Raw genomic sequence first — 24049 nt, forward strand, 5'->3', positions numbered from 1 at the left:
CGAAAAACTTGCACCGGCGCGACCACAAACAAAACGTCAACAGCCCCCGGGTTTGTTCATGCGTACAGACTGTTTCCGGTTCCGGGAATTGCGGCCAACCTTTGGCGTCAAGACTGGCTGCAATGTCTTGTCTGTTCCGGGGGGCTCCGGCGGTTACGGCTTGGCCGGCAGGATGCTGGTGATCTGCTTGCCTAGTTCCTGCTTCAGCACCTGCTGTTTCTCGCTTTCGGTTTTCTTGCCCTTGACCATGGCGTTGAAATCCAGCGAGTACACCGGCTGCTGCAGCGGGCCGGTGATCTTCAGCGGGATGCTGATGCCGCCCAGCTTGGCAAAAGCGCTGGGGTTGGCCTGCACGTCTAGCGTGTAGTCGATGATGCTCTGCGTCAGGTCGAACTTGCCGCTGCCGCGGACATTGACCAGCGACGACGCCAGCTTCATGTCCTGGTTGCGTGCCACGCCGTCCTGCAGCTCGAACTGCGCCGACAGCGCGGAGAAGGTGGTCTTCTGGTCCGGTGCGGTGCTGACCGGGCCGTTCCAGCGTTCGCTCTCGCCGGGCAGGTCGCGCAGTGCGGCGACGAGGTCGATCCCGGTCAGCGCACCGCGCTCCAGCCGCGCGGCGACCTTGCCGTTAAGGGTGTTGCGCAGCGCCTGCAGCGATTGCCCCTTCGCCTCCAGTTGCACCCAGCCGTTGCCACTGCCTTCGATGCGGCTGAAGGCGAACAGGTCCAGCATCAGCGGCCGGATCTGCATCCCGGTCAGCTCCTGCTGCAGCGTCAGGCGCGGGATGCGCTCGCGGAACAGCGTGGCGCGGCCGGTGAGGTGGCCTTCGTAGATGTCGGCGGTGAGCTTGTCCAGCTGCAGCTGCTGCGGGGTGCCGGTGACGTCGGCGTTGATGCCGTTGACGCGGAAGTTGCCGACCGCCAGCTCGCCGATGGCAAGCTTGCCCTGCACATTGATGAAGTCCATCCAGTCGAGTCGGAACGGCTTGTCGTTCTGGAACAGCGCCACCGCCTGCTCCGCCTTCTGTTCCGGCAGGTAGCGGTTGAGGTCGAGCTTGCCGATGGACAGCGTCGCCTCGTGGCGCGGCGCGACAAAACCGTACTGGGTGATGGTGGAGGCGAGCTTGGCGCCGTCCAGTTCGCCGCTGACGCGCAGGTTGAGGCGGCTGTCGGCGAGGTCGCCTTCCAGCGCGCCCTGCAGCGTGGCGCGCAGTTGGCCGCGCGGCAGTTCCGGCGTCTTCAGGTGCGCCGACAGCGTCAGCGGGCTCATGCTGAGCAGGCTGAACTGCGCCAGCTTCAGCGGCGCCTGCACCACCATGTTCAGCGAGTGCGGGCCGACACTCCACGAGAAGTCGTTATTGCTGCTGGCGGCGAACAGGCCATTCTGGTTGAGCTGCAGCTGGGCCAGCCGGCTGCTGAAACGGTACTGCGTGCGCTGGTAGCTGATGTTGCCGCTGAGGCTGGCCGCCGGCGTGCTCAGTTCGCTGAGGCTGGCGCTGACGGTGGGGATCAGGATCTCGCTGTGGCTACCCGGCTTGGTGGTGTCGATGCCGACCTTCAGCGCCTCGCCCTGTGCCAGCAGCGTGGCCAGGTTCAGCTGCAGCTTGCCGCTGGCGTTGACGCGGATCTCGCCCAGCTCTTCGCTGCTACTGATGGCGCTGGCGCTGAATTGCGGAATGTCGATCTGGTCGTCGTTGCGGGTGAACGGCGCGGTCAGCGACAGGTTCACCAGCCGGCTGCCGCTTTGCAGGCGGCCGCCGAAGGCCAGCTGCGCATTGGCGCGCAGTTCGTCGGCCAGCAGGCTGGCATCCTCCAGCTTCAGCAGCTGGCCGTTGACGCGGTCCTGGTATTCCAGCCGGGTGCCGTTGATGGCCAGCGAGTCGAGGTTGAACATGAACTTGCTCGACGGGCGGCTGCGCAGCAGGTCGGCGAAGTTGAGGCGGCCGTCGGTCTGTCGCACCACGGTCAGCTGCGCGTCGTGCAGCGCGACATGGGTGATTTCCAGGCGGCCGAACAGCAGCGGCAGCCACGCCAGCCGCGCCTCGATCTGTGCGACGTGGGCAAACGGGGTCTTGCCGTCCTGTTCGCTGACGCGCACCTCGCTGATTTCCAGTCCCGGCGACGGCAGCAGCATCGGTGAAATGGTGCCGCCGATGCTCAGCGTGCGGCCGCTGTCGGCCAGCGAGCGCTCCAGGTTGCGGCGTGCGCTGTCGGCGTCAAAACGGGTAAAGAATAGTGTCAGGATGGCAACGAACAGGATGCCCAGTGTCAGCAGCGTATAGACGGAGATTTTGAGCCATAGCCGGCCGGAGTTCCAGTTCATGGGCATGCGGCAAAAGGGAGGGGCGTGGAGCGGGTGAAGGGAATCGAACCCTCGTCGTAAGCTTGGGAAGCTTCTGCTCTACCATTGAGCTACACCCGCACAAGGCGTGCAGTATACGCATGGTGGCGGTGCCTTGCAACGCGGCCGTGGCCGCCAGCGGTTCCCCTGCGCCGCCAGACATGGTATTTTCGCCGATTGTATTCCGTATACAGGACCACCCCGGCCGACATGGCTGCGGGTGGTCGTGGCTTTCTGACAAGGCCATGCGTTCTTTCCTGAGCGGGCGGCGGCGCGCAGTCAACCGGTACTGCGCCTGCCTGGTCCGCGACGGACAGCCTACCCGGCTGCAGTCATCCGCCAACCGGCAGCAATCATGCCGGCCGGCGGCTGCAACGAGCGCCAGACGAGTCGCCCGGTTCACCGACCCGGCGGTTTCTTGCGCAGCCGGCTATCCGCCGGCGGTTTTCGTTCCGTTTTTGAAAAGAAGTGGTGTATGGCTAGATCTCAATGGGGCTCGCGCCTCGGTTTCATCCTGGCAGCAACCGGCTCGGCCATCGGCCTGGGCGCAATCTGGAAATTTCCCTACGTGGCCGCCACCAATGGCGGCGGGGCGTTCCTGCTGATTTACTTCCTGATCTGTCTCAGCGTCGGCCTGGCGCTGATGCTGGGCGAAATGGCACTCGGCCGCGCCGCCGGCAACAGCGCGGTCGGCACCTTCCGCGATCTGCGCGGCGGCCGCTGGCCGCTGGTGGGCTTCGTCGGCGTGCTGGTGTGTTTCCTGATTTATTCCTTCTATAGTGTGGTCGGCGGCTGGACCATCGCCTACATCGGCAAGTCCTTCGGCGGCGAGATACTCACTTCCGACGCCAAGGTGCTGGGCAATATCTTCAATGGCTTCATCACCGATCCGGCGCTGCCGCTTGTGTATCACGGGCTGTTTGCCGGCCTGACGCTGGCGGTGGTGATCGGCGGCGTGCAGAAGGGTATCGAGAACCTGTCGAAATTCCTGATGCCGGCGCTGTTCGTGCTGATGCTGGTGCTGATCGCGCGCGCGCTGACCCTGCCCGGTGCGGTGGACGGGCTGCTGTACTTCCTGACCCCGGACTTCTCCAAGGTCACCGGCACCATGCTGGTCGATGCCATGGGGCTGGCGTTCTTCTCGCTGTCGCTGGGCATGGGCATCATGATTACCTACGGCTCCTACGTCGATAAGGAGGCCAACCTGCTCAGCTCCTCGCTGTGGGTGATCGCGCTGACGGTGCTGACCTGCTTCCTCGCCGGCCTGATGGTGCTGCCGGCGGTGTTTGCCTTCGGTTTCGATCCGTCGGCCGGCCCGGGGCTGACCTTCATCACCATGCCGGCGGTGTTCGCGCAGATGGTGGGCGGCCAGCTGTTTGCGGTGCTGTTCTTCTTCCTGCTGCTGGTGGCGGCGCTGACCTCGTCGGTGTCGCTGCTGGAGGTGGTGGTCAGCTTCGTGATCGACGAGTTCAAGGTTGGCCGCAAGGCGGCGGCGCTGGGCGTGTCGCTGCTGGTGTTCCTGCTCGGCATCCCGGCGTCGCTGTCGCTGGGCATCTGGAGCGAGTACACCGTGTTCGGCCTCGGCTTCTTCGACCTGCTCGACTTCCTCACCTCCAAGCTGCTGATGCCGGTGGGCGAGGTGTTGCTGGCGATCTTCGTCGGCTGGAAGGTGTGGCCGGTGATCGAGGCCGAGCTGTCCGCCGGCGCGCGGGTGCCGGCCTGGCTGCGGGCGATGCGCGGTTTCTGCCGCTACGTGGCGCCGGCGCTGATCGCCGGCATTCTGGTGCACAATCTGTAAATGGCACCCGCAGCGTGGTCTCCGGCACGGAGCCACGCCGTTTTTCCGTCTGCCCGCCGCTGCGGGCGACGCCTATCATTTAGTCATTGTTGTCAGGAGTACCTGTGATGAAGCGACTGCTCATTCTCTATACCGGCGGCACCATCGGCATGGACCACACCCCCGAGGGGCTGGCGCCGGTGCCCGGCTTCCTGCCGCAACAGCTGGCGCGGCTGGCACGCGACGGGGTGAGCTGGGAGGTGCGCGAGTACGCGCCATTGCTGGACTCGTCGGCGATCACGCTGGCCGACTGGCAGCGGCTGGTGGCCGACATTGCGGCCAACCATGACGCCTTCGACGGCTTCGTGGTGATCCACGGGACCGACACCATGGCCTACACCGCCAGCGTGCTGGCGTTCTGCCTGCAGGGGCTGGCCAAGCCGGTGGTGGTCACCGGCTCGCAGCTGCCGCTGGTGCACCCGCGCAGCGACGGCTGGGGCAACCTCGCCGACGCGATCGAGGCCGCCTGCCAGGGCGATCTGCACGAGGTGGCGATCAGCTTCAACCGCCTGCTGCTGCGCGGCGTGCGCGCACGCAAGCTGGACGCCGCGAGCTTTGCCGGCTTCGACAGCCCCAACGCGCCGCCGCTGGCGCAGTTCGGCATCCAGCCGCAGTGGCACCGCGCCGGCTGGCGTCAGGCCAGCGGCCCGTTCCGGCCGCAGCTGCCGGCCAGCCCCGACATCCGCTGCGGCATGCTGCTGCCCGGCGCGATGGCGGCGGCATTCGGCCGCTGGCTGGCGCAGGACACGCCCGACGCGGCGATCCTGCTCAGCTACGGCAACGGCAACACGCCGGCCGACGCCGAGTTGCTGGCCGGGGTGCAGGCTGCCAGCGCCCGGGGCTGCGTGGTGCTGAACCTGACGCAGTGCGTGCGCGGCGCGGTAGCGGTCGGCGCCTACGCCGCCAGCCAGCCGCTGGCGCAGGCCGGCGCGGTGGCCGGTGGCGACATGACGCCGGAGGCGGCGCAAGCCAAGCTGCTGTGGCTGCTGTCGCAGTCGCTGAGCCCGGCCGAGATCCGTGCGCGCCTGGCCGAGGACTGCCGCGGCGAGCTGACGCCGGCTGCCTAAAAAACGGGCGCCGGCTTTTTCCTGCTGCCGGATCAAGGGCTTGCGGTGCTTGTCCACAGGCCGCCCACAGCGCTATGCAGCCTGGCCGTGGGTAAATTATCGCCGTTGCCTGTTTTTTGAGCAGCGGGTAACTTGCCCTTTGCCGTCAGCCAGTTAGTGCAGTTGTCCACAGCGCGTACACATGACGCCCACACGGCTGTCCCCGCAGCGTGTGGGCGTTTTCCGTGTAGCCGGTGCACAGCGTATAATGGCCGCTTATGTTGCCGACTTATCCCGTGCCGTTACGGCTTGCCATTGTCGGGCCGGAGTCCTGCGGCAAGAGCACGCTGGCCGCCGGGCTGTGTGGCGCCTTGCAGGCGCAGGGCATCGCTGCCGCGTGGGTGCCGGAGTACGCGCGCGAGTATTACGCCGCGCGCGCCTACCACGTCAGCCCCGCCGACATCCTGGCGATTGCCCGCGGCCAGCTGGCGGCCGAAGCCGCCGCGGTGGCCGCAGGCGCCCGCGTGCTGCTGTGCGACAGCACGGTGCTGACCTGCCGCATCTGGGCCGAGGTGGCGTTCGGCAAGGCCGAGCCGGCGCTGCTGGCGCTGGACCGGCCGCAGGACTACGCGCTGACGCTGCTGGCCTGTCCCGACATCCCGTGGCAGGCGGATCCGCTGCGCAGCCATCCGCAGCAGCGCGACTGGCTGTTCGGCCTGTATCGGCAGGCGCTGGCCGACGCCGGCATTACGCCGCTGCTGCTGGCCGGGACGCCGCAGGCAAGGTTGGCCGCAGCGTGGCGCGCGCTGCAGCCGTGGCTGCCGCAGTTGCCCAATTTTTGAACAGTCGCGGCTTTTCCCTGTCTGATCAGGGGCTTGTGCTGCTTGTCCACAGCCACTCAACAGCCCTGTCCCGCCACGGTGTGGAAAGTCCGGCGTGGCTGACCAAAAAATGGGCAGCCTGAAAATGGCTAATTTGAACAATGGCTTGTGCCGCTTATGCACAGGCCACTCACAAGGCTGTCAAAAGACAGTGTGCAGAACATGAACGAAATCTTCGAATTGCGCGGTGAATACATCGCGCTGTGTGATTTGCTCAAGACCACCGGCATCATGGAGACCGGCGGCATCGCCAAGCAGTTCATTGCCGAGGGCAATGTGCTGGTCGACGGCCAGGTCGAGCTGCGCAAGACCAACAAGATCCGCGCCGGGCAGGTGGTATCCGGCGACGGTTTCGAGATCAAGGTGGTCGCGGCGTGAGCGTGACGGACGACGTGTTCGACCCGATGCCGGAAGCACCGGAAGCGCCGACGGACGACATGTGCTGCGGCAGCGGCTGCGATCCCTGCATGTGGGACACCTACAATGCGGCGGTGCAGGTCTATCGTCAGCAACTCGCCGACTGGCAGGTGCGCGAAGCGGCACGCCAGGCGGCGGCCAGGGCGGGTCACTGAACATGGCCAGCATCGACCTGCACTTTCATTCTACCGCCTCCGACGGTGGCCTGCCGCCGGCCGAGGTGATCCGGCGCGCCGCGGCGCGCGAGGCCAGCCTGCTGGCGCTGACCGACCACGACTGCACCGCCGGCCTCGCCGAGGCGCGCGCCGAGGCGCTGGCCGCCGGTGTCGATTTTCTCGACGGGGTGGAGATTTCGGTAACGTGGAACACGCGCCACACCGTGCACATCGTCGGCCTCGGCATCGATCCGGACAACGCGGCGCTGCGCGCCGGGCTGCAGTCTATCCGCGACGGCCGCGTCGAGCGCGCGCGGCAGATGGGTGAATCGCTGGCCCGGATCGGCATTCCCGGCGTGTTCGACGGCGCGATGCGGCTGGCGGCCAATCCGGAGATGATCGGCCGCACCCACTTTGCCCGCTATCTGGTGCAAAGCGGCGAGGTAAAGGACGTCAAGAGTGTGTTCCGCAAATACCTGACCACCGGCAAGCCCGGCTACGTGGCGCACGAGTGGGCAACGCTGGAAGACGCGGTTGGCTGGATTCGCGGCGCCGGCGGCATGGCGGTGATCGCCCATCCCGGCCGCTACGACATGGGCCGCACCCTGATCGAGCGGCTGGTGACCGATTTCAAGGCCGCTGGCGGCGAGGCGCTGGAAGTGGTCAGCGGCAGCCACAGCCTGGACGACATGCTGCGCTTCGCGCTGGTGGCGCAGAAGCACGGCCTGTACGCCAGCGCCGGCAGCGATTTCCACGCCCCGGGCGAGGGTGGCCGCGATGTCGGCAGCACCACCGATCTGCCGCCGATCTGCCTGCCGATCTGGCAGGCGCTGGCGCCACGCATCCACCGCGCTGCGGCCAACGTTGAGGAGTAGCCGATGTCGCAATTTTTCATGATCCACCCGGAAACGCCACAGGCGCGGCTGATCCGCGAGGCGGCCAGGATCATCCGCGATGGCGGGGTGGTGGTGTATCCCACCGACTCCTGTTACGCGCTGGGCTGTCACCTGGGCGACAAGAAGGCGATGGAGCGGTTGCTGGCCATCCGCCAGCTCGACCTCAAGCACCACCTGACCCTGGTCTGCGCCGACCTGTCGGCGCTGGCCAACTACGCGCGGGTGGACAATGCGCAGTTCCGCCAGCTGAAGGCGGCGACGCCGGGCAGCTTCACCTTCATCCTGCAGGCCAGCCGCGAGGTGCCCAAGCGCACGCTGCACCCCAAGCGCGCCACCATCGGCCTGCGCGTGCCGGACCATCCGGTGACGCTGGCGCTGCTGGAAGAGCTGGGCGAGCCGATCCTGTCCTGTACCCTGCTACTGCCCGGTGACGCCGAGGCGCTGACCGATCCCTATGAAATCCGCGAGCGGCTGGAACATGTGGTCGATCTGGTGATCGATGGTGGCTGGTGCGGCACCGAGCCGACCACCGTGATCGACATGACCGACGGCATCGAGCTGATCCGCCGCGGCAAGGGCGACCCGGCGCTGCTGGGCCTGTAACCCGACAAGGAAACCCTCTTGGAAGAACTGAACCTGATCCAGAAGATCGCCATCTACGCACTGCCGGTGCTGCTGGCGATCACCCTGCACGAAGCCGCCCACGCCTACGCCGCCAAGCGCCTTGGCGACGCCACCGCCTACATGATGGGGCGCATGACGCTCAACCCGCTGAAACACATCGATCTGGTCGGCACCGTGCTGCTGCCGCTGTTGTCGGTCGTGCTCGGCGGCTTCCTGTTCGGCTGGGCCAAGCCGGTGCCGGTCAATTTCGGCGCGCTGCGCGACCCGCGCCGCGGCATGCGCTGGGTGGCGGCCGCCGGCCCTGCGGCCAACCTTGTGATGGCCATCCTGTGGGTGCTGCTGCTCAAGCTCGCCATCGTGATGGACAACGACTACAGCCGGCCGCTGGCGCTGATGAGCCAGGCCGGCATCGTCATCAACGTGGTGCTGATGGTGCTCAACCTGATGCCCATCCTGCCGCTGGACGGCGGCCGCATCGTGGAGAGCCTGCTGCCGCGCCCGCTGGCCTACCGCTTCTCGCGGCTGGAGCCGTACGGCATGTGGATCCTGCTGGCGCTGGTGTTCACCGGCCTGCTGTCCCCGATCCTGCGTCCCTTTACCACCATGGTTTACGAGCTGCTCGGCCTTTTGCTCTGAGCCTTAACCTGTCACTCACGGAACCCGACACACCATGTTTGCCAACCGCATTCTTTCCGGCATGCGCCCGACGGGCAGCCTGCACCTGGGCCACTACCACGGCGTGATCAAGAACTGGGTCGAGCTGCAAACCCGCCACGACTGCTACTTCATGGTCGCCGACTGGCACGCGCTGACCACCAATTACGACGAAGTCGCCATCATCGAGAAGTCGATCTGGGAAATGGTGATCGACTGGCTGGCCTCCGGTGTCGATCCGGAACAGGCCACCATCTTCATCCAGTCCAAGGTGCCGCAGCACGCCGAGTTGCACCTGGCGCTGTCGATGGTGACGCCGCTGGGCTGGCTGGAACGGGTGCCGACCTACAAGGACCAGATGGACAAGCTGAACCACAAGGATCTGGCCACCTACGGCTTCCTCGGCTATCCGCTGCTGCAGGCCGCCGACATCCTGGTGTACAAGGCCGGGCTGGTGCCGGTGGGCGAAGACCAGGTGCCGCACATCGAGTTGACGCGCGAAGTGGCGCGCCGCTTCAACAACCTGTACGGCCGCGAGCCGAACTTCGAGGAGCTGGCGCGCGCCGCGGTGAAGAAGATCGGCAAGGCCGGCAAGCAGTTCGAGCAGCTGCGTACCCGCTACCTGCAGGACGGCGACGGCGAGGCGCTGCTGGCGGCGCGCGAGCTGCTGGCCGCCAGCCAGAACCTGGGCAACAGCGACCGCGAGCGGCTGCAGGGCTATCTGGAAAACAAGGGCAAGATCATCCTGCCGGAGAGCGAGGCGCTGCTGACCGCGGCGTCGAAGATGCCGGGGCTGGACGGCAACAAGATGTCCAAGTCGTACAAGAACACCATCACCATGCGCGAGACGCCGGAAGAGGTCAGCAAGAAGATCCGCGCGATGCCGACCGACCCGGCCCGCGTGCGCCGCACCGATGCCGGCAATCCGGACAAGTGCCCGGTGTGGCAGTTGCACGAGGTGTACAGCGGCGACGACACCAAACAGTGGGTGAAAGCGGGCTGTACCAGCGCCGGCATCGGCTGCCTGGAGTGCAAGCAGCCGGTGATCGAGGCGGTGGTGCGCGAGCAGCAGCCGATGTTCGAGCGCGCCGAGAAATATCTGGCCAACCCGAACCTGGTCAAGGAGATCGTATTCGAGGGCTGCCACAAGGCGGAGCTGGTGGCGCGCGAGACGATGAAGGAAGTGCGCGAGGCGATGGGCCTGGGTTACTGATCGTAGCCGACGGGCCGTCACCGTTGCGGCCAACCTTGCAAGGCAAAACCCCCGCCGGCGGAAGCCGGCGGGGGTTTTTGTCTGCCATACGGCAGCAAGGTTGGCCGCAATACTGCGGCCAACCTTGCGCCGGCATGGCCTCAGTCGTTGAGGCCGAGGAAGCTGCGCAGGCGCGCCTCGATGATGCGCGGGTTCTCGCCGTTGGCGATGGCGATCAGGCCTTCCAGCGTCAGCTCCTTGAGGCTGACCTCGAGGCTGATCAGGTTTTTCAGCTTGTTGGCGATCGGCAGCAGGAACAGGTTGGCGATGCCGACACCGTACACGGTGGCGACAAAGGCCACCGCGATGCCGCCGCCGAGCTTGGACGGATCGGACAGGTTTTCCATCACGTGGATCAGGCCCAGCACCGCGCCGAGAATGCCCATCGTCGGCGCGTAGCCGCCGGCGGACTCCCAGATCTTGGCCGCCTGCTTGCGTGCGTGCTCGAAGATGCCGATCTCGGTTTCCAGCACGTCGCGGATGATCTGCGGCTCGGCGCCGTCGACCAGCATCTGCAGCCCCTTGCGCACGAACGGGTCCTTCTGGTTATTGATATAGCCTTCCAGCGACAACAGACCGCCGCGCCGCGCCGACTGGCTCCAGCCGACGATGTCGCGGATCAGCTTTTCCTGGTCGTGCACCGGCGGGCGCAGCACCCAGCCGGCCATGCGCAGACCGGTGAGGAACTGCTTGGGCGTCGACTGCAGCATCACCGCACTGAAGGTGCCGCCGATGACGATCAGGAAGGCGGTGACCTGGATCAGCGAGCCGATATGGCCGCCTTCCAGCGCTTGTCCGGCCAGGATGGCGGTCAGGCCGCCGATGATGGCAATGAGGCTGATTTTATCCACAGGGTATGGTTTCCGTAGGCTTTGCGGGTTCAGGTCCAGTCACGCAGGCGTGCGCGCAAGCGGGCGATGGCCTGGCTGTGCAGCTGTGAGACACGGGATTCGGAGACGCCCAGCACGGCGCCGATTTCTTTCAGGTTCAGCTCCTGCTCGTAGTACAGGCTCATCACCAGCTGGTCGCGTTCCGGCAGCAGCTTGATGGCATCGATCAGCGCGCTGCGGAAGTGGCCGTCGGTAAGGTGGTCCAGCGGTGTGGCAGCATCGGCATCGACGATGTTGTCAATCTGGTTGCCGCCGTGGCCTTCCTCATCATGGAAGTCGTCGAAGTGCACCAACGTCAGCCCCTTGCATTCCGACAGCATGGCCTGGTATTCCGTCAGCGGCATGGACAGGCTGTCGGCGATCTCGCCTTCCGCCGGGCTGCGCCCCAGCTGCTGTTCCAGCTGCTGGATGGCGCTCTCGATCTGGCGCACATTGCGTCGTACCTGGCGCGGCAGCCAGTCCTCGCGGCGCAACTCGTCCAGCATCGCGCCGCGGATGCGCTGGCTGGCGAAGGTTTCAAACTGCACGCCCTGAGTGCTGTCGAACTGGCGCGCGGCCTCGATCAGGCCGATGGTGCCGACCTGGATCAGGTCGTTGATGTCGACGCTGGCCGGCAGGCGCGCCATCATCAGGCTGGCCAGTTTCTTGACCAGCGGCGCGTGCTGGTTGATGTCGATGGTGTCACGCGGGCTGTGCTGCTGATAGGCCTGCCACTTGTTTGCTACTGCCATATTTAATGACCTGTCAAATCTGCAAGCGCTTTGCTTGTCATTAAAAGATGTTCGAGATAACTACTGCGCGGGGTGTCGTCGTCGGGTGTGTGCCACTGCGGCAGCATCTGCGCCAGTTGCAGGAAAGCGTTGGCAGCCTCGCTGTCAGGAAACGCCTCCACCACCGGGCGTCGCAAAGTCTGACTCTTTCTGATGGTATTGTCATCCGGTACGAAACCGACCCAGCGCAGGCCGACCGGCAGGTAGTCGCCGGCCACGCGCTGCAGGCGGCTGAAGATCGCCTGCGCCTCGTCAAAGTTGGCCGCACGGTTGACCAGCACGTTGAAGCGGCGGCGCGCGTAGTCCTGCGCCAGCCGCTTCAGCTGCGCGTAGCCTCCCATCAGGCTGTCGGAGGACGGGTTGAGCACCAGCACCAGGTTGTCGGCGATGCAGCAGGGGCCCGGGTCTTCGCTCAGCGGCGGGGTGTCCAGCAGCAGCAGTGCCGCGTCCTGTTCCACCGACGCGAACTCGTTGATCAGGCGGCGCCAGATGCGCGGCGACAGCCGCGTGCGCTCGTCGACGCTGGCGGCGAGGTTGATCAGGGTCAGGCCGTGACGGTTGCCGACCATCAGTTCGTTGAGATCGCCGAGGCTCACCGCGACGCTGCCCAGCGTGCCGGCGGCCGGCAGGCCGAGGCGGCGCGCCAGTTGCTGGCCGTTGCGGTGCTCGATCAGCAGCGGGCGTTGCCGCTGTAGCGCCAGCGCCGCGGCCAGCTCGCCGGCGACGCTGCTCTGGCCGCACTTGTCGGCGCCGAAAAAGGCAAAGGACGGCGGGTAGTCGTGCAGCGCCTGGCGGCGCAGCCCGGAGGCCTGATCCTGCACGCTCATGATAGCCAGCCGGACTGTGCGGCATTGAGCATCGCCATTTCATCGCTTTCCGGGTTGAACGGCGAGGCCAGCTGCGCGGCACGCAGCGCGCGGTCGATCAGCAGCTCGGCGTGGGCGGCGTGGATGTCTTCCGGCACGCGCTGGCCGTTGGTGACGTAGAACAGGCGCAGGCGGTGGCGGATGACGACATCCAGCCCCGGCCCCAGCATCAGCGCCTCGTCGATCTTGGACAGGATGGCACCGGCGAGGCCATCGCCGCGGTAGTGGCGCACCACGTCTTCCAGCGTGTGGCCGTCGGCGTTGGCGGCCAGCAGCAGCAGGCGCTCCACCGGGCGGCCGGTCTGGTTGAACATGTCCAGCTGCGCCTGCACCCGCGCGTCGCGCTGGCCCATGCCCACGGTGTCGATCAGCACGATCCTGCGCTGCGCCAGATCGGCCAGCGTCAGCTGCAGGTCGCCCTCGTTCTGTACCGAGAACACCGGCACGCCGAGGATCTTGCCGTAGATGCGCAGCTGGTCCTGGGCGCCGATCCGGTAGGTGTCGGTGGTGATCAGCGCCACGTTCTGCGCGCCGTGGCGCATGGTGGCGCGGGCGGCCAGCTTGGCGACGGTGGTGGTCTTGCCGACGCCGGTGGGGCCGACCAGCGCATAGATGCCGCCGCGCTCGATCGGGTCGTGCTGCGGGTCCATGCATTTCAGGTTGTGGATCAGCGCCGAGCGTGCCCACTTCTGCGCGACATCGCCCTCGTACTGCGGCGGCAGCTTCTGCGTCAGCTGGCGGATCAGCGTCGAGCTGAAGCCGGCGGTGAGCAGGTGACGGAACAGCTCGGCGCGGTTGGGCGTGCGCTGCTCCATGTCCGACCAGGCAAAACCGGCCAGCTGGCTTTGCAGCAGGCTGCGCAGCTGCTTGATCTCGTCGCCGATCTGTTTCAGTTCCTGCGCCATCTGCTCGCGCTCGGCGTCGTTGCTGCTGGCAAGGTTGGCCGCAGGCCGGGCCGGTGCCGGTTGTGGCTGCGGCGCCGCCTTCGGTGGCGGGCTGTTGTCCTGCACGTGGGCGAGGAAGGGTTTCGGTTCGACGCTGGCTTTCGGTTGCGGCGGGGGCGGCGGCGGGGTCGGCACGGCCGGCGCTTCCAGCGGCTCCACCGGCATCGCGTAGGTGCGGGCGATGGCGCGGTTCATGCTGCCGCCCGCGGCGGCGGGCGCGGGCACCGGCGTGGGGGTCGGCGCATTGCGCGGCGGGTGTTTCGGCTGCGACGGCGGCGTCAGAGTGGTGGCCAGCGCGGAAACATCGGCATCGGCGACGGCCATGATCTCTACGCCACCGCCCAGGGTAGGGCGGTTGGACAGGATCAGCGCATCGGCGCCCAGTTCTTCGCGAACCTGGCGTAGCGCATCCCGTGTTGTTTTGCCGTAGAACTTTCTGACCACCATGATGCGTTAGCTTTTGCTCCCCCCGATCACCGCAATTATACGAATGGATTTGCTGTCCGGTATTTCATTATGCGAAATCACGCGTAACTGCGGCAGGGCGCGGCGCAGAAAGCGTGCCAGTAAAGGCCGTAATGCCGGTGGGGTCAATAATACGGGATTAAAGCCCTGGTTTTCGACTTGTTCCGATTGCTCGGCGGCATTGGCCAGCAGGTTTTCCGCCAGCCCCGGCTCCAGACCGCCACCCTTGCTCTGTACCGCCTGCAGCAGGATGCCTTCCAGCTGCGGGTCCAGCGTCATCAGCGGCAGCTCCTGCTCGCCGGGGAACAGCTGCTGCACGATGGCGCGCGACAGCGCGGTACGCACCGCCGAGGTCAGTTCGTCGATGTCGGCGGTGACACCGACGTGATCGGCCAGCGTCTCGATGATGGTGCGGAAGTCGCGCAGGTGGATGCCGTCGGTCAGGAGCTGCTGCAGCACTTTTTGCAAGGTGCCGATCGGCACCACCTTCGGCACCAGGTCCTCGATCAGTTTCGGCGCTTCCTTGGCCTGGTGGTCGATCAGCGCCTGCACTTCCTCGCGGCCGAGCAGCTCGGCGGCGTGGGTCTGCAGCAGGTTGGACAGGTGGGTGGCGACCACGGTGCTGGCGTCGACCACGGTATAGCCCAGCGTCTGCGCCGCATCGCGGCGGCTGGCGTCGATCCAGATCGCCGGCAGGCCGAAGGCCGGATCGGTCGTCGGGGTGCCTTGCAGCTCGCCGCTGACCTGGCCGGGGTTGATGGCCATGAACTGGCCGACGAAAGCCTCGCCACTGCCCACCTCCACGCCCTTGAGCAGGATGCGGTAGGCGTTGGGGCGGATTTCCAGGTTGTCGCGGATGTGGACCGGCGGCACCAGGAAGCCGAGTTCCTGCGCCATTTTCTTGCGGATGCCGCGGATGCGGCGCAAGAGCTCGCCGTCCTGCTCGCGATCGACCAGCGGGATCAGGCGGTAGCCGACCTCCAGCCCGAGGGCATCGACCGGCTGCACGTCTTTCCAGCTGACTTCGGTCAGCGGCTGATCCAGCACCGCCGGTGGCAGCGCCTCGATTTCGGCCGGCTGCGTGGCGCGGCGCGCGGCGCTGATTTCCAGCCAGCGGGCACTGCCGGCGAGGATGGCGGCGATCATCAGGAAGGCAACGTGCGGCATGTTCGGGATCAGGCCCAGCATGCCGATCACCGCGGCGGTGAGGTACAGCACCATCGGGTTGGCGAACATCTGCCCCAGCAGCTGTTCCGACAGGCCTTTCTCGGTGCCAACCCGCGCCACCACCATGCCGGCAGCGGTAGAGATGATCAGCGCCGGGATCTGCGCCACCAGGCCGTCGCCGATGGTGAGCAGGGTATAGGTTTCGGCGGCGTCAGCTACTGGCAGGTCGTGCTGCACGATACCGATGATCAGGCCGCCGACGATGTTGATCACGATGATCATGATGCCGGCCACGGCATCGCCGCGCACGAACTTGGAGGCACCGTCCATCGAGCCGAAGAAGTTGGCCTCTTCGCCGATCTTGGCGCGGCGGGTGCGTGCCTCGTCCTCGCCGATCAGGCCGGCGTTGAGGTCGGCATCAATCGCCATCTGTTTGCCGGGCATCGCGTCCAGCGCGAAGCGGGCTGACACTTCGGCGATACGGCCGGCGCCCTTGGTGATCACCACGAAGTTGATGATGGTGAGGATGATGAATACCACGATGCCGATGGTGACGTTGTCGCCGATCAGGAAGTGGGCAAAGGATTCGATCACCGCACCGGCGGCACTGGCTCCGGTGTGTCCTTCCATCAGGATCACCCGGCTGCTGGCCACGTTCAGCGACAGGCGCAGCAGGGTGGTGATCAGCAGTACTGAAGGAAAGGAGGAGAACTCCAGTGGTTCGCGCGTGTTGATACCCACCATCAGCACGATGATGGAGACGGCGATATTGAAGGTAAAGAAGATGTCCAGCAGCACCGGCGGCAGCGGCAACACCATCATGGCAAGTACCAGGATGATCAGGACCGGGCCTGCCAGGGTGTTCAGATCAATCTTTTTCAGGAAGTCCTGCAGTGTGTTCATGCCTCGTTGCGATGACGTGCTGCGTTAGGTTTTTGGCGGCGTATGTTGCTGGCGTTTGCTTTCGGGGTCAAGTTCGGCAGGGACGTCCAGCTGCTCGGGGAATACCGGGGCCAGACCGCCGCTTTGCTCGAAGTGTTTCAGCTGGTGGATATAGGCCAGCACCTGCGCGGCAGCGGTATACAGCTGCGACGGAATCTGCTCGCCCAGCTCGACGTTGAAATACAGCGCACGGGCAAAACTGGGTGCACGCAGGATGGCGATGCGGTGTTCCTGCCCGGCATTGATGATGCGTTCGGCCAGCTTCAGGCTGCCCTTGGCGATCAATACCGGCGCGGCCATCTTTTCATCATACTTGAATGCAACGGCGTAGTGAGTCGGGTTGGTCACAATGACGTTGGCGCTGGGGATCTCCTGCATCATGCGTTTGCGTGCCGCCTCGCGCTGCAGCTGGCGAATGCGACCCTTGACCTCGGGCGAGCCTTCCTGCTGCTTGTATTCCTGTTTCACTTCATCCTTGGTCATGCGCAGGTTCTTGTGGTACTGCCACAGCTGGAACGGTACGTCCAGCACCACCAGCAACAGCATGGCGCCGACCACCATCAGGAAGGTGTGCTCCATCAGCGCCACCAGCTTCAGCAGTGCGCCATCCAGCGGCATGCTGATCAGCCCCATCAACTCGTCGCGCTCGTTCCAGATGGCCCAGGTAGCCACGCCGCCGATCAGTGCGCTCTTCAGCACCGCCTTCAGCCCTTCGGTGGCGGCATTGACCGAGAACAGCCGCTTGATGCCGCTGAGCGGGTTGAGCTTGCCGAAATTGGGCATGAAGCCCTTGCTGGTGAAGTTCCAGCCGCCGATCAGCAGTGGCGTCAGTGCTGCCACCAGCAGCAGCCCGCCCAGCAGCGGTGCCATTTGCAGCAGGGTGTCCTGCACGCTCTGCCGCAGCCGCTCCATGATGACCAGCGGGTCGCGCAGGCTCTCTTGGTTGAAGGTAAACCAGGCGATCATGCTCTCCTTCATGCCGGCGAACAGCTGGCCGCCGGTGGCGATGAGCAGGGTCAGGCCTGCCATGGTGACGGCAAAAGTATTCAGTTCGCGCGAGCGCGGGACGTTGCCATCCTCGCGCGCCTGTTCCAGTTTTCGCGCCGAGGGTGACTCGGTGCGGTCTTCCTTGTCTGAGTCGTCAGCCATGATGCTGCAAGGTGACCCTGTAGATTAACGATTCGATGTGCGATGGTAGCGCATTTGCCCTTGTGCCGCGCGATGGAGTGGCCGTGTGCTTGATAGTAGAATCGGTGCATTCAATTGACTGGCGCTTTACATGAAACAGTATCTTGACCTGATGCAACACGTGCTGGCGCACGGCACCGATAAATCCGATCGTACCGGTACCGGTACGCGCTCGGTGTTCGGCTACCAGATGCGCTTCGACCTCGCCGCCGGCTTTCCGCTGGTGACCACCAAGAAGTGCCACCTGCGCTCCATCATCCACGAACTGCTGTGGTTCCTGTCTGGCGACACCAATATCCGCTACCTGCAGGAGAACGGTGTCCGCATCTGGGACGAGTGGGCCGACGACAACGGCGACCTGGGGCCGGTGTACGGCTACCAGTGGCGCAGCTGGCCGGCACCGGACGGCCGCCACATCGACCAGATCGCCAATGTGCTGGACATGATCCGCCGCAACCCGGACTCGCGCCGGCTGATGGTGTCGGCGTGGAACCCGGCGCTGGTGGATGAGATGGCGCTGCCGCCGTGCCACAGCCTGTTCCAGTTCTATGTTGCCGACGGCAAGCTGTCGTGCCAGCTGTACCAGCGCTCGGCCGATATCTTCCTCGGCGTGCCGTTCAACATAGCCAGCTACGCGCTGCTGACCATGATGGTGGCACAGGTGTGCGGCCTGAAACCGGGCGATTTCGTGCACTCCTTGGGCGACGCGCATATTTACAGCAACCATTTCGAGCAGGCCCGCCTGCAGCTGACGCGCGCGCCGCGCGCACTGCCGGTGATGCGGATCAACCCGGAGGTGGGCGACCTGTTCGCCTTCACGTTCGAAGACTTCACGCTGGAAGGCTACGACCCGCATCCGCACATCAAGGCGGAGGTGGCGGTATGAGCCTGCGGCCAACCTTGACCCTGGTGGCGGCAATGGCACGCGGCAACGTGATCGGCATCGACAACACCCTGCCGTGGCATCTGCCGGAAGACCTGAAGCACTTCAAGGCGGTGACGCTGGGCAAGCCGGTGCTGATGGGGCGCAAGACCTTCGACTCCATCGGCCGTGCCTTGCCCGGCCGGCTGAACATCGTGATCACCCGGCAGCCGGACTGGCGGCGCGAGGGCGTGATGGTGGCGCACTCACTGGACGAGGCGCTGGCGCTGGTGGCCAACGTTGACGAGGTGTGCGTGATCGGCGGCGCCGAGCTGTACCGCCAGGCATTGCCGCTGGCCGACCAGCTGCGCTTGACCCATATCGAGCTGGAGATAGCCGGCGATGCCACTTTCCCGGCGTGGTGTGACGACGAGTGGCAAGCCACGCCGCAGCCGGCGCAGATCGCCGCTAACGGGCTGGTGTACCGCTTTGTCGATTACCGGCGTCGTACCTGACGCGGCGCGGGCAAGCAAAAGGCGGCACGAGGCCGCCTTTTTCATGACTGCTTCGGCTTAGCTGCAGTCGGCGCCGAGTGCCGTGGCCGAGGCTTGTGCCAGCTGGCTGTAATCGTGGCCGAACTGCCGGATCATCTGGCACAGCCGGGGCTGGTCGCGGGCGATGATTGCCTGCAGCAGGCCGTCGAGGAAGTCGTGGGTCTGTTCGATGCGGCTCTTGCCGGCGCGCAGGATGGCAAACAGACAGCGCTGCGACAGCGGCAGCAGGTCGTGCAGCGTCTGTGCCAGGTAGCGGTTGCCGGCATGCTGGTACAGGGCAGCGAGAAAGCTGACGCCGTGGCGGTAGAAGCCGTCGAGATCGTCGTTGCGGTTGCACTCGCCCAGCGCGGTCATCAGTTCGAAGAAGTCGGCGAGGTCGTCGTTCTGCCAGTTGTGTGCCAGGTGCGACACCGCTTGCTCCAGCAGCACGAACCACAGCTCGAAGAAGTCGCGCACATCGCCGGCAGTCATGCTGGCGACGATGGCGCCGCGGCGCGGATAGATGTCGACCAGATGACGGCGCTGCAGGAGCAGCAAGGCCTCGCGCACCGAACCGCGGCTGACGTTCAGTTCTGCGGCAATGCGCAGCTCCTGGATGCGCTCACCGGGCAGCATGCTGCCGGTAATGATCTGGTTGCCGAGAAAGCGGGCAATCTGTTCGGTGAGGGAATCGTTGGCCTTGAAGCTCATTAAAGCACCTGATGGATTCGGCAGTGGGCGCTGCAACATGCGATGTAAACTTTATATTGTCCGGCAATCGGACGGTATCCGCATTTTAGCATCAAACTGGCGTTCCGGTGCGGCAGTGCAGCAAGCACAGCGTGTTGCAAAATCACCCGTTTTTGCCGTCGGTGCAAAAAAGTGCTTGCATGAAACCGCACCTCATTTTACGATTCAAACGCTTGTTTAAATCGGGACCGAGCGAGGGTCATGAGGGGCTAACATCATAAGTGGCTCGCAAGGAAATGATTGAGACAGCTGCTTCAAGAGCAATAACGTTGCTTTGTTATTGCGTGTTCCATAGGGAACCTTGCAGGTACGACACGGGTGTTACCTCCCCACCATGCTGGGGAGGTTTTTTTTCGACTGCCCTAGTGCGGGTTCTTGTCGCGCGCACGTTCTGCAGCAACCAGATCGGACAGCAGAATGTTCAGCGCATCGGTCGACATGCGTAACTCCAGCAGGGACATTCCCAGCGAGCTGATCAGCAGCAGCAGGCTGGCGCCAAAGGCCACTTGTGCCGCCTGCGGCCAACTGGTGTAGATCAGGAACATCGCCACCACGCACAGGAACATGCTGGCCACGCCCATGCTCTGCATCCATTTGATCAGCGCGATGCGGCGGCGCAGAGTGCCGATCTGGAGCACGATCTTGTCGCTGGGCTGCTGCTGATAGTCGTCGTACAGGTTGCGGATGATGCTGGCCAGGGCCAGGTAGCGGTTGGTGTAGGCGAGCAGCAGCAGGGAGATGGCCGGAAACAGCAGGGCCGGGGTGGTCAGGTTGAGCATGGCTAGTTTTCTTCGCTGATCAGCACGTCGATGCCGTTGGCAGTCAGGTTGTAGAGTTCGATCACGTCTTCGTTGCGCATGCGCACGCAGCCGCGCGAGGTCGGCGTGCCGAACGGCACGTGCTGGCCGGCGCCGTGGATGTAGATGGCACGGTCGTAACTGTCGACCTCGCCGCCCAGGTTCTTGCCCGGTTCCAGGCCGCACAGCCACAGGATGCGGGTCAGGATCCAGTCTTTGTCCGGGTATTCGGCGGCCAGTTGCGGCGTGTACTTCCACGGCGTCACCTTGCGCCGGTAGATGATGGTGTCGGCGGCGACATCGTCGCCGATGCGTTCGCACACGCGGTGCCAGCCGCGCGGGGTCTGGTAGCTGTTGACGCGCTCGCCGACGCCGTTCCTGGCGGTGGACACGGTGTAGCGCTTCTGCGGCAGGCCGCGGCCGTCGTAGAGGGTGAGCGACTGTTCGGCGACGCTGACATGCAGCCACGGCTGGCCGGGGTTGAGGCGGTTGGCATGGGCGGCCACCAGCCCCCCGTCCTGCTGCTGCAGGATGAAGTCGGCCGGGCTGGCAACGAGGCTGCCGCTGCAGCACAGCAGCAGTAGCAATAGCCGTTTCATCACGCTTCCTTCCTGGCGGTGTGGCGGCGCTGGCGGAAAAAGTCGGCCAGCAGGCCGGCACAGCTTTCGGCGTCGATGCCGCCGTCGATGGCGGTCTGATGATTCAGTTTAGTCTCGGCGAACAGGTTCAGCACGCTGCCGGCAGCGCCGGTCTTGGCGTCATAGGCGCCGAACAGCACGTGGTCGAGGCGCGCGTGCAGGATGGCGCCGCTGCACATCGGGCACGGCTCCAGCGTGACGTAGAGCTGGCAGCCGGCCAGCCGGTAGTTGCCAAGGTTGGCCGCAGCGTCGCGCAGCGCCAGCATCTCGGCGTGTGCCGACGGGTCGTGGCTGGCGCAGGGGCGGTTGTAGCCGCGGCCGATCACCTCGCCATCCTTGACCACCACCGCGCCGACCGGCACCTCGCCCTCCGTCGCCGCCTGCTGCGCCAGCGCGCGCGCCAGCATCATGAAGCGCTGGCGTTCTGCCAGCGGGGGCAACGGTCGCTGCGGCGGCAATTGCGCCAGCGCCGTGCGCAGCCGCAGGCGGTCGTCATCGTCCAGCTGCGACCAGTGCATGCCGCGGATCGCCGCTTCCAGCGCGTACAGCAGCTTCAGCGTCACGGTGTGGCCGTCGGCCTTGAGCAAGGCATAGGCGCGCGCGGCGCCATACTGCGCCAGCGTCGGGCGATCGCGGATGTCCAGCGCGTGCAGCCAGCGGATGGCGGCGGGCGGCAATGGCGGGGAGAGCAGGGGTACGGTCATGGTATCCAGACGGTTGCGGCCAACCTTAGAGCCTGTTCACGATCTGCTGCGGCTGATCTCAATGGGGCGATACGGCGTTGAAAACGGCTTCGGCATGCTTGTTTATATCTGGATAAACGCCGCTTCCTCAGCCGTTTTCGCCTTGTCTCGCTCTAGCTCGCTAGATCGTGAACACGCTCTTCGGGTTGGCCGCAGGCCGGGGCGGCCTCAGGCGAGGCGGCGGGTGGCCATCAGGTAATTGACGTCGGTGTCGTCATTGAGACTGTAGACGCGGGTCAGCGGGTTGTAGCCGATGCCGGCCAGCGTCTCCACGCCCAGCCCGGCGTTGCGCGCCATGCGCGACAGCTCCGACGGCTTGAGGAAGCGTGCGTACTCATGCGTGCCTTTCGGCAGCATGTTCAGCACGTACTCGGCGCCCAGCACCGCCAGCAGGTAGGATTTTGCATTGCGGTTGAGGGTGGAGAAGAACACCCAGCCGCCCGGCTTCACCAGCTGCGCGCAGGCGCGCACGATGCTTTGCGGATCGGGCACGTGCTCCAGCATCTCCATGCAGGTCACCACGTCGAAGCTGGCCGGCGCCTCGACGGCGAGGTCTTCCACCGCGACACAGCGGTAGTTGACGCTGACGCCGGACTCCAGGCTGTGCAGTTGTGCCACTTTCAGCGATTTCTTGGCGAGGTCGATGCCGGTGACGCTGGCCTCGTAGTGGGCCATGCTTTCCGACAGGATGCCGCCGCCGCAGCCGACATCCAGCACCGCCTTGCCGGCCAGCGCCGCGTGCTGGTCGATGAAGTCCAGGCGCAGCGGGTTGATTTCATGCAGCGGCTTGAACTCGCTGTCCATGTCCCACCACTTGTGGGCGATCTGGCTGAATTTGTCGAGTTCCTGTTCGTCAACGTTGCTCATGCTGATTCCTTAGTTATCGAGAATGCGGACGCGCCAGCTGTCGGCGCGGGCTTTCAGTTCTGCTTCGTCCAGTGTGGTCAGCTTGCGCTCGCGCAGGACATTGCGACCATTGACCCACACGTGGCTGACCTGCTCGCGACCGGCGGCGTAGACGATGTGCGAGATCGGGTCGAAGTTGGGGCTGGTCTCGATCTGGGCCAGATCGACGGCGATCAGGTCGGCCTGCTTGCCGACGGCGATGCTGCCGACCTTGTGCTCGATGCCCAGCGCGCGGGCGCCGTGCAGCGTCGCCATGCGGATGGCCGTGGCGGCCGGCACTGCGGTCGGGTCCAGGGTGCCGACCTTGGCCAGCAGCGCGCCCATGCGGGTTTCGGACAGCATGTCCAGCTTGTTGTTGGATGCCGCGCCGTCGGTGCCGATGCCGACGTTGACGCCGGCGGCCAGCAGTTTCTGCACTGGCGCAATGCCGGAGGCGAGCTTCATGTTGGAGGTCGGGTTGTGCGCGATGGACACGCCGTGTCTGGCCACCAGTGCGATTTCGGCATCGGTGAGGTGCACCATGTGCGCGGCGATCAGGCGCGGCGACAGCAGGCCGAGATTGGCCAGGCGCGCCAGTGGGCGCTGCTGATGCTGCTCGATGCCGCTGTTCACCTCGTCCATCGTCTCGTGGATGTGGCAGTGGATCAGCATGTCCTGCTGCTCGGCCAGGGTAATCACCTTGCGGAAGGTGTCGTCGGCCACGGTGTACGGCGCGTGCGGTGCCAGGGTGAAGGTCACCAGCTCCTCGCCGAGGAACTGGCTGCGCTCGGCCATCGCCTTGCTGATGTAGTCGTCGGCGTTCTGGCCGTAGACGGTGGGGAATTCCAGGATCGAGCAGCCGACAAAGGTGCGCATGCCGGCGGCCAGCGCGGCGCGCGCCATCGCGGCATGGAAGAAGTACATGTCGTTGATGGTGGTGGTGCCGCTGCGGAACATCTCGCCCATCGCCAGCAGCGCGCCGTCGAACACGAAGGCGTTGCTGACGTGTTTGCCCTCTGCCGGCCAGATGTGGTTCTGCAGCCAGTCCATCAGCGCCTTGTCGTCGGCCATGCCGCGCAGCAGCGTCATCGCCGAGTGGCCGTGCAGGTTGACGAGGCCGGGCATCAGCACGTGGTTGTCGAGGTTCAGGTATGTGCCGGCACTGACACCGGCAGCTTCTTCCGGCGCCAGAATGGCAACAATGCGGCCATCGCTGATCGCCAGCGAATGGTTATCGAGAATGACACCATCTTGTTCTACTGTAATAATCCAGCGTGCGGTAATGAGCTGGTCGTAATGACGATTCGGCATTGGCGTGTGGCCCTGTAGGTGATTGCCGGCGATTGTAGGCAGTGCCGTGCGCTTTCGACAACCCGCCTGCGGCTGCCGCAGGTGATAAACACGACGCCGGGTGCGTGTTGCGCTTTGTAATTGCAGTCGCCGTACGGCTGGGACACAATGATTCCCCAAGCCGATTGTAGCGCAGGCGCATGAGCGGAATGTCATG

25 protein-coding genes and 1 tRNA gene are annotated in these 24049 nt (G+C 65.3%); 12 read left to right on the forward strand and 14 right to left on the reverse strand.

The genetic code is table 11. The features are described from left to right. Positions 1-153: 153 nt before the first annotated feature. Positions 154-2322, reverse strand: a complete 2169-nt coding sequence (locus IE083_RS08720; RefSeq protein ID WP_189353220.1) for an AsmA family protein — start codon at positions 2320-2322, stop codon at positions 154-156. Between the two features lie 25 nt (positions 2323-2347). Further along, positions 2348-2421, reverse strand: a tRNA-Gly gene (locus IE083_RS08725). Between the two features lie 394 nt (positions 2422-2815). Between IE083_RS08725 and IE083_RS08730 the strand changes: the two genes are divergently transcribed. The 9 genes from IE083_RS08730 to IE083_RS08770 all read left to right on the forward strand — a co-directional run bounded on the left by IE083_RS08730 (position 2816) and on the right by IE083_RS08770 (position 10063). Then, positions 2816-4138 (forward strand): sodium-dependent transporter, encoded by a 1323-nt coding sequence (locus IE083_RS08730; protein WP_189353221.1) that lies wholly within the window; start codon positions 2816-2818, stop codon positions 4136-4138. A gap of 107 nt (positions 4139-4245) precedes the next feature. Beyond that, positions 4246-5244 carry an asparaginase gene (locus IE083_RS08735; protein ID WP_189353222.1) on the forward strand — a complete coding sequence of 333 codons (999 nt, stop codon included), beginning with the start codon at positions 4246-4248 and terminating at the stop codon, positions 5242-5244. Positions 5245-5519: 275 nt separating this feature from the next. After that, positions 5520-6065, forward strand: a complete 546-nt coding sequence (locus tag IE083_RS08740; protein ID WP_229799672.1) for an AAA family ATPase — start codon at positions 5520-5522, stop codon at positions 6063-6065. 201 nt (positions 6066-6266) lie between these two features. After that, positions 6267-6482: an RNA-binding S4 domain-containing protein gene (locus IE083_RS08745; protein ID WP_189353224.1), complete on the forward strand. Its 216-nt coding sequence runs from the start codon at positions 6267-6269 to the stop codon at positions 6480-6482. Beyond that, a complete protein-coding gene (locus IE083_RS08750) occupies positions 6479-6676 on the forward strand; it encodes an oxidoreductase-like domain-containing protein (RefSeq protein ID WP_229799673.1) in 198 nt (65 codons plus the stop codon). Before IE083_RS08745 ends, IE083_RS08750 begins: the two co-directional genes overlap by 4 nt. 2 nt (positions 6677-6678) lie before the next feature. Then, the gene (locus IE083_RS08755; protein ID WP_189353225.1) at positions 6679-7551 is read left to right on the forward strand and encodes a 3',5'-nucleoside bisphosphate phosphatase; all 873 of its coding nucleotides are present in this window, start codon (positions 6679-6681) and stop codon (positions 7549-7551) included. A 3-nt stretch (positions 7552-7554) separates the two neighbouring features. Then, positions 7555-8175 carry an L-threonylcarbamoyladenylate synthase gene (locus tag IE083_RS08760; protein ID WP_189353226.1) on the forward strand — a complete coding sequence of 207 codons (621 nt, stop codon included), beginning with the start codon at positions 7555-7557 and terminating at the stop codon, positions 8173-8175. A gap of 18 nt (positions 8176-8193) precedes the next feature. Further along, a complete protein-coding gene (locus tag IE083_RS08765; protein ID WP_189353227.1) occupies positions 8194-8832 on the forward strand; it encodes a site-2 protease family protein in 639 nt (212 codons plus the stop codon). Positions 8833-8866: 34 nt separating this feature from the next. Continuing rightward, positions 8867-10063, forward strand: coding sequence for a tryptophan--tRNA ligase (locus tag IE083_RS08770; protein ID WP_189353228.1), 1197 nt, complete (start codon positions 8867-8869; stop codon positions 10061-10063). Positions 10064-10203: 140 nt separating this feature from the next. Here the strand turns inward: IE083_RS08770 and IE083_RS08775 are convergent, their stop codons facing one another. Genes IE083_RS08775 through flhB form a run of 6 tightly spaced genes read right to left on the reverse strand, consistent with a single transcriptional unit; the run spans position 10204 to position 17295 of the window. Next, the gene (locus IE083_RS08775; RefSeq protein WP_189353229.1) at positions 10204-10953 is read right to left on the reverse strand and encodes a flagellar motor protein; all 750 of its coding nucleotides are present in this window, start codon (positions 10951-10953) and stop codon (positions 10204-10206) included. 29 nt (positions 10954-10982) lie between these two features. Further along, entirely contained in the window at positions 10983-11723 is a 741-nt protein-coding gene (locus IE083_RS08780) for an RNA polymerase sigma factor FliA (protein ID WP_189353230.1), read from the reverse strand. A 2-nt stretch (positions 11724-11725) separates the two neighbouring features. Then, a complete protein-coding gene (locus IE083_RS08785) occupies positions 11726-12589 on the reverse strand; it encodes a MinD/ParA family ATP-binding protein (RefSeq protein ID WP_229799674.1) in 864 nt (287 codons plus the stop codon). Then, positions 12586-14019 carry a flagellar biosynthesis GTPase FlhF gene (flhF, locus tag IE083_RS08790; RefSeq protein ID WP_189353231.1) on the reverse strand — a complete coding sequence of 478 codons (1434 nt, stop codon included), beginning with the start codon at positions 14017-14019 and terminating at the stop codon, positions 12586-12588. Before flhF ends, IE083_RS08785 begins: the two co-directional genes overlap by 4 nt. 6 nt (positions 14020-14025) lie before the next feature. Beyond that, positions 14026-16107, reverse strand: a complete 2082-nt coding sequence (gene flhA / locus IE083_RS08795) for a flagellar biosynthesis protein FlhA (protein ID WP_189353232.1) — start codon at positions 16105-16107, stop codon at positions 14026-14028. 24 nt (positions 16108-16131) lie between these two features. After that, positions 16132-17295: a flagellar biosynthesis protein FlhB gene (gene flhB / locus IE083_RS08800; protein ID WP_189353233.1), complete on the reverse strand. Its 1164-nt coding sequence runs from the start codon at positions 17293-17295 to the stop codon at positions 16132-16134. Between the two features lie 130 nt (positions 17296-17425). Between flhB and IE083_RS08805 the strand changes: the two genes are divergently transcribed. Beyond that, positions 17426-18220: a thymidylate synthase gene (locus tag IE083_RS08805; protein WP_189353234.1), complete on the forward strand. Its 795-nt coding sequence runs from the start codon at positions 17426-17428 to the stop codon at positions 18218-18220. Beyond that, positions 18217-18711, forward strand: coding sequence for a dihydrofolate reductase (locus tag IE083_RS08810; protein WP_189353235.1), 495 nt, complete (start codon positions 18217-18219; stop codon positions 18709-18711). The genes IE083_RS08805 and IE083_RS08810 overlap by 4 nt, the downstream gene beginning before the upstream one ends. A 57-nt stretch (positions 18712-18768) precedes the next feature. On the opposite strand, the gene IE083_RS08815 is transcribed toward IE083_RS08810, so the two are convergent. Beyond that, on the reverse strand, positions 18769-19440 hold the full coding sequence (locus IE083_RS08815; protein WP_189353236.1) for a GntR family transcriptional regulator: 672 nt from the start codon (positions 19438-19440) through the stop codon (positions 18769-18771). Here IE083_RS08815 and IE083_RS08820 point away from each other — a divergent pair. Beyond that, a complete protein-coding gene (locus IE083_RS08820) occupies positions 19430-19660 on the forward strand; it encodes a hypothetical protein (RefSeq protein WP_189353237.1) in 231 nt (76 codons plus the stop codon). The two genes, IE083_RS08815 and IE083_RS08820, sit on opposite strands and share 11 nt — an antisense overlap. A 181-nt stretch (positions 19661-19841) precedes the next feature. Here the strand turns inward: IE083_RS08820 and IE083_RS08825 are convergent, their stop codons facing one another. The 5 genes from IE083_RS08825 to IE083_RS08845 form a co-directional block, all read right to left on the reverse strand. Continuing rightward, positions 19842-20258: a DUF2721 domain-containing protein gene (locus IE083_RS08825; RefSeq protein ID WP_189353238.1), complete on the reverse strand. Its 417-nt coding sequence runs from the start codon at positions 20256-20258 to the stop codon at positions 19842-19844. A 2-nt stretch (positions 20259-20260) separates the two neighbouring features. Then, complete coding sequence (locus tag IE083_RS08830) at positions 20261-20875, reverse strand: L,D-transpeptidase (RefSeq protein WP_189353239.1); 615 nt, start codon at positions 20873-20875, stop codon at positions 20261-20263. Then, the gene (gene tadA, locus IE083_RS08835; RefSeq protein WP_189353240.1) at positions 20875-21618 is read right to left on the reverse strand and encodes a tRNA adenosine(34) deaminase TadA; all 744 of its coding nucleotides are present in this window, start codon (positions 21616-21618) and stop codon (positions 20875-20877) included. Before tadA ends, IE083_RS08830 begins: the two co-directional genes overlap by 1 nt. A 207-nt stretch (positions 21619-21825) precedes the next feature. Further along, positions 21826-22524 carry a bifunctional 2-polyprenyl-6-hydroxyphenol methylase/3-demethylubiquinol 3-O-methyltransferase UbiG gene (ubiG, locus tag IE083_RS08840; RefSeq protein ID WP_189353241.1) on the reverse strand — a complete coding sequence of 233 codons (699 nt, stop codon included), beginning with the start codon at positions 22522-22524 and terminating at the stop codon, positions 21826-21828. A 9-nt stretch (positions 22525-22533) separates the two neighbouring features. Continuing rightward, positions 22534-23853: a TRZ/ATZ family hydrolase gene (locus IE083_RS08845; RefSeq protein WP_189353242.1), complete on the reverse strand. Its 1320-nt coding sequence runs from the start codon at positions 23851-23853 to the stop codon at positions 22534-22536. Positions 23854-24049 lie beyond the last annotated feature (196 nt).

The sequence above is a fragment of the Vogesella fluminis genome, assembly GCF_014652335.1.
In the GTDB taxonomy this organism is placed as follows: domain Bacteria; phylum Pseudomonadota; class Gammaproteobacteria; order Burkholderiales; family Chromobacteriaceae; genus Vogesella; species Vogesella fluminis.